The sequence below is a fragment of the Moorena sp. SIO3I6 genome, assembly GCF_010672095.1.
The window spans coordinates 1-1,136 of sequence record NZ_JAAHHU010001537.1 but is presented as its reverse complement, the minus strand read 5'-3'; the positions used below and the strand labels follow the sequence as shown (position 1 = coordinate 1,136).

Sequence of the window (1,136 nt, the reverse complement as noted above, 5' to 3'; positions counted from 1 at the left end):
ATCTGGGTAGTACATACGATAATCTGGGAGACTATAAAAAAGCGATTGATTACCTCCAACAATCTTTAGCTATTAAAAGGGAAATCGGAGACCGCGAAGGTGAAGCTAACTCCCTGGGTAATCTGGGTCTTGCATACTTTAGTTTGGGAGACTATAAAAAAGCGATTGATTACCACCAAAAATCTTTAGATATTGATAGGGAAATCGGAGACCGCAAAGGTGAAGCTATCTCCCTGATTGGTCTGGGTCTTGCCTACAATAATCTGGGAAAGTACAAAAAAGCGATTGATTACCTCCAACAATCCTTAGATATTGATAGGGAAATCGGAGACCGCGAAGGTGAAGCTACCTCCCTGACTAATCTGGGTAGTGCATACGATCATCTGGGAAACTATAAAAAAGCGATTGATTACCTCCAACAATCTTTAGCTATTAAAAGGGAAATCGGAGACCGCGAAGGTGAATCTAAATCCCTGAATAATCTGGGTGCTGCATACTTTAGTCTGGCAAACTATAAAAAAGCGATTGATTACTACCAAAAATCTTTAGCTATTGCTAGGGAAATCGGAGACCGCGAAGGTGAAGCTACCTCCCTGACTAATCTGGGTGTTGCATACCGTAATCTGGGAGAGTACTTTAAAGCGATTGATTACTACCAAGAATCGATAGCTATTCAAAGGGAAATCGGACACCGCGAAGGTGAAGCTAACTCCCTGAATAATCTGGGTGCTGCATACTTTAGTCTGGGAGAGTACTTTAAAGGGATTGATTACTACCAAAAATCTTTAGCTATTGATAGGGAAATCGGAGACCGCCTGGGTGAAGCTGACTCCCTGAATAATCTGGGTGCTGCATACTTTAGTCTGGGAGACTATAAAAAAGCCATTGATTACCTCCAACAATCCTTAGATATTGCTAGGGAAATCGGACACCGCAAAGGTGAAGCTAACTCCCTGAATAATCTGGGTAATGCATACTTTAGTCTGGGAGACTACAAAAAAGCCATTGATTACCTCCAACAATCCTTAGATATTGATAGGGAAATCGGAGACCGCCAGGGTGAAGCTAGCTCCCTGACTAATCTGGGTAGTGCATACTCTAATCTGGGAGACTATAAAAAAGCCATTGATTACTAC

At 42.0% G+C, this 1,136-nt stretch carries 1 protein-coding gene; it reads left to right on the top strand.

The features are described from left to right. Window positions 1-2: 2 nt before the first annotated feature. A partial coding sequence (locus F6K49_RS50995; protein ID WP_293110552.1) for a tetratricopeptide repeat protein occupies window positions 3-1,136 on the top strand: 1,134 nt, incomplete at its 3' end.